Annotated in this window: 1 protein-coding gene; it reads left to right on the top strand. The window is 43.2% G+C overall.

All coding sequences use genetic code 11. The features are described from left to right. Nucleotides 1-431: 431 nt before the first annotated feature. The coding region (locus NA59_RS12495) for a hypothetical protein (protein WP_044413420.1) at nt 432-4,474 on the top strand (4,043 nt) is incomplete at its 3' end.

Below are 4,474 nucleotides of genomic sequence, written 5' to 3'. Positions count from 1 at the left end.
GTAAACTAGAGCAGTAAGTGCGCCCCTTAGTTGGGGCGTTTTTTATGCAGTTAGGATTTTGAGTGGTCGCCTTGGTTTAAGCGGCGCATTAACTCATCGAATGACAGTTTGTATTGTTCTGCGACCTTTTGTCCAGTCCTTGACAAACGGGCTTACATGGGAGCGATGAAAAATACTGGCGAGAACTCATTAAAAAAATCCCCCATCACACGAACAAAAACTATCGGCCATAAAACCGCACCACACACCTCAAAACCCTTGTAAATATGGGGTTCTTGCCCGTTTTGTTATAATTTTTATACAAAAATATTCTGTATCACACTGATATGCTTGCAAATTTTAAGTAAATTATTTTTGCATATTTATCTAATTGTGTTTAGAATTCGAATACAAAGTGCTCTTCAGCAAAAGAATTCTATAAGCAGGGTATTATGTTGCAACTAAAAAAACGACTATCGATTACACTCCTATGTGCAGGCCTAGTGCTGTGGAACGCACCGGTTCTATCGAGTGATGACCTTACCAAGTTAACTCGAGGCGGCTTTTCATTTGAGATAGCTAAAAAAGATGGCAAGATAAACCTTGATGACGAAGGCGTATTCAAAGTTAACATCAACACAACTCGTCGCCTGCACTATGGCATGCTCCCTGCAGATAAACTCAATAAACTTAATAAGGAAGACATTGCGTTTAAAGATTGGTTTGGTTTAGCGATATCGGATACCAAAATGCTCAAACCACAACAAGGTTTTTTTGCCTTCAATAATATAGGCAAATTAGCCAATTTTTCAGGACTTCAAAACACCTGTCAAGATGGAGTCGTGACGACCTGTACCGCGTTCGAAGTAGGTCAAAAAGACCAGTCAAAAGATATTGTTGCTGGAAATGAATACTATCTCTATACCGATTTTGACAGCCTATCGATGCCCAGCATAATGAACTACGCAACGCTAGTCTCTATTGCCGTTGATCTCGCCACCCAGCCGCTTATTGTGACCAATGAACGAACAAGAGGTCAAGATCTTAGAGAAAAAGCGCAAAAATCCATGATTAATGGTGATGTGTTTGACTATATTTACAATCATGCTAACTTATCGCTAACTACCGCCAAAATACTCACCAATTTAATTGAGCTTTATTTGCATGCTGAAGGGAGTGAGCCCAGTTTTCCGATCAAAAAACCCGCTCAAAGTGAGTTAGGTGTCATGGTGCTCGATATCAAAGAGAGCTTTAAAACAATAGAAGAGGCGCTTAAAGCCCTCTCTACTGTAAAAAAACAAGCCATTGCCAACACTGTAACCGATGGTTCATTGCGAAAAATAACCTATAGTGAAGATAAAACCAATGCGCTAGTGAGCGCGCAACTCAATGAAAGCACCGGAAGTAAAAAGAGCTCAACCGGTGCCTTCAGTGCAGATTACACCATAGAAGACATGCTCACCTATGCCATGTTACAAGCCTTACTTAACCGCTTTACCGATAAAAATTCAACCACCGGAAAAGAATACTTTTACTTTCCAAAAAACCCACAAGACAAAGTAAACTACTTTGTTAGTGCCTACAAGGCAGCGGGCGTATCCTACAACAAAAACACAAATTATCTGAAAGCGGATCTAGATCAAGCCGAAATCTCTGAGGTCATGAAGGTTTATAAAAAGCTGATTGAAAAAGAAAAGCTTGATCAAAAAGAGCAGCTTATTGCACAATCAATGGTCTTTGCTATTGGCGTTAACCTCTTTACCAACACGGGTAGTAAAGCGATTAAATTTCTGAGCTCAACCAAAGAGCTCGAAAAAGCACTGAAAGCGATTGATAAAGGTGAGCTAGTCAGCGCCTCCGGCAAAATGTTAATGAAAGGATTTTTAACCCAGGTTGATAATATTGGCCAAGACTTTCTACAAAGCATTCTGACACGTGTAGCGACGTATGCCGTACCGGGTATTGGCTGGGGACGCGCAGCGGTTGATCTTGCAAATGCGGGGAATCAAGTCGCCCCATTTGCCTATGACATATTTACCGCACCAAGACGTATCCCGTTTTTAGTGGAGCAAGAAGGTGTTTATGCCCCTTTTTCCGTCGCGTTTGATAAATACAGTTTTTTACGCTATCCAGGTATACAACATAATGGCGCTCAGGATAAGCAAGAAGTCAATAGCGTTGATCCATTTAGCAATGGCCAATACGCCTACAGCCACTACTTTCTCTATGGTGAGCATCCACTTAACCAGTTTCAACCATGGAATATTAACAACCGTAACGCCACTTTAGCGGCCAGTGGAGTCGCCTATAGTTACGATGTGATTGCGGCGGCCCGAGGCGAGTCAGGCAAAGAGGCCATGACAGCCATACATCAACAAAAAGACAACTTCGACGATGGGCTCTACGGCATTCAATTTCACGTAGCACGCCATGAGCACGACGACCCCTACTCAACAGGCCGCACCTTCACCAGTCCGCTTACAGGCATTACCAACCAGACCAATGAAGTGCTCGAAGAAAACTACCTTATCGATGTGCTGGGCATTCAAATCAAAAACAAAACCCAATACCACCTCAACCAAATGGCACGTGCAACACCCACAGACAATTGGATACACAAGCCCTTCAAAGCCGATGACAGCAAACAAAGCACACCCAACTCAGTGATCGACTACCTCGCTAAAGATAAACAATTCGAAAACCAAGGACTTTATTACATTTCCTTTGCAGACGGGTTCGCAAGTGCAATAGAAACCAAATACAAGCACGGTGCTATTGTTAATAACTATAAAACAGACAAAGGGATTGTACACGTCACTCCCGGCATTTACACTATCGATGCCCAGCTCGAAATTATTCCACCCACTAGCGCCAAAGTTAAAGGTAACACAGTATTTTCGGATAACCACAAAATGTTTGTCATGGCTAACGTGAGTAATGGCCTAGACACGGCTTTAGAAAAAGACCCTAATGTGATTCCTTATATTGCGATTAATCAAACGCCCAACACATCAACGGCAATCGGGCGTCGCTTTGAATATAACCCAAATCAAGGCAGCTATCATTTTGCTTTCAAACTCCATCGCCCTAATAACACGCCACTATTTGTTCAAGACTATGATAGAAAAATACGTATTGCCTTTTTCTTGAGAGACCTCAGCACAGAAAACCACACAGAACATTTTTTCTACACCCTTGACCCAAATCAAACAAAACCCGATCAAGATGGTGTTTACCGTATCCAACTTCCTGCCCACTTCTTTATCAAACAAGAAGAAGGGAAACACTTCGCCAATGCCGGTTTACGTCTTGCTTGGTATGACAGTGTTATGACGCAATATGCCAACTATGTCGGAGTCGATGAAGCGGATATTGTTGATGAACTATTTAAACGCAATAGTCAGACAAGCCAAACTTACGATGCCGTCAACAAAATATTTATGGCGCAATACACCTTTGATGGCCACCCAGCCGATGCAAATTTCGCCCTTGACCAAATCGGGGCACCAGTCACTCAACTCAAGACATTGCCTGATATTGAGGCCGTGCACCCAAGCAATGCGCAAGTGCTCAACTTAATGGATACCCGTGCATTCAAGTGGAGCCACTCCACAGATTTTGCCTATTATGAACTGCAAATATGGGGCACCAACGCTAACGCATTCACGCAAACCCTGCCTGCGCAACGCGTCAATGCCTACTGCAAAGATGAGACATGCGTCTACCCCTTCAACGAGCTCGATACCGAGCTTGTCGAAGGCACGCTACTATGGCGTGTTCAGGGCTATGGTCACGGCATCAACGGCGTTAAAACGACTGATATAGAACGCTTTACGCTAACGCGAAGATGGCTTGAGCTCAAAACCGATGACCCACTTAAAACCCAGTGGGATGCCTTCACAGGGGCCGGCCACTTTAAAGAAGGTGAGTACATTCAGTTTTGTTTTGGCAATCTACATAGTGAAAATAATCAAGAAACGCTCATCGGCTACCTGATTGAAGCCAAAAATTTGAGCACTAATGAAACCTTCTTAATGCTCGGTGAGTCTCACAACCCGCAAACCGGCTGCTCAGAATTTAACCTACCACAAACGGGCAAAATAAAACTTCAACGACTTGCCTCTGAAGTGGAATATTATGGTGAACCAGAGCTAGTTAGCTATGGTCTATTAAACCCAGAAAACATTCGTGTCATCGCCAAGGACGCAAGTGGCGAAAGCGGTGTTGACGAAGGCGATTCAACAGAAGGCAGCACAGAAACAGAAAAACGTAAAATTGCATACACTCAGGTTCTAGAAAGCTACCGAGATTCAACGGGGCAATGGATTAGTACCTTTTACACAAATGGTCATGTTTATGCCAACCTGCACTTTCGCAGTGGTACACTTGATCTAGCTGGTCGCACACTAATTATCGAAGGTGATCTAATCCATTCTGGCGGCACACTCAACATCAATGGCGGCCAACTTATTGTCAAAGGGGATTATAGAATTCA

Source organism: Thiomicrospira microaerophila (assembly GCF_000934765.1).
GTDB classification, from domain to species: domain Bacteria; phylum Pseudomonadota; class Gammaproteobacteria; order Thiomicrospirales; family Thiomicrospiraceae; genus Thiomicrospira; species Thiomicrospira microaerophila.
This window is presented reverse-complemented; position numbering and strand designations above follow the sequence as displayed.